Annotated in this window: 1 protein-coding gene; it reads left to right on the top strand. The window is 57.3% G+C overall.

Annotation, left to right across the window (positions count from 1 at the left end):
* Positions 1-321, top strand: a 321-nt coding sequence (locus HP552_RS00050) for a hypothetical protein (protein ID WP_217506267.1), incomplete at both ends; no start/stop codon positions are given.

The following is a 321-nucleotide window of genomic DNA, read 5'->3' as shown; positions in this document are numbered from 1 at the left end:
GGACCTCAAGGTACTCAAGGACCTCAAGGTACCCAAGGACCTCAGGGTGACCAAGGACCTCAAGGTACTCAAGGACCTCAGGGCGACCAAGGACCTCAAGGTACTCAAGGACCTCAGGGCGACCAAGGACCTCAAGGTACCCAAGGACCTCAGGGCGACCAAGGACCTCAAGGTACCCAAGGACCTCAGGGTGACCAAGGACCTCAAGGTACTCAAGGACCTCAGGGTGACCAAGGACCTCAAGGTACTCAAGGACCTCAGGTCGACCAAGGACCTCAAGGTACTCAAGGACCTCAGGGCGACCAAGGACCTCAAGGTACT

It is taken from the genome of Paenibacillus xylanilyticus (genome assembly GCF_013359935.1).
Classification (GTDB): Bacteria; Bacillota; Bacilli; order Paenibacillales; family Paenibacillaceae; genus Paenibacillus; species Paenibacillus xylanilyticus.
This window is presented reverse-complemented; position numbering and strand designations above follow the sequence as displayed.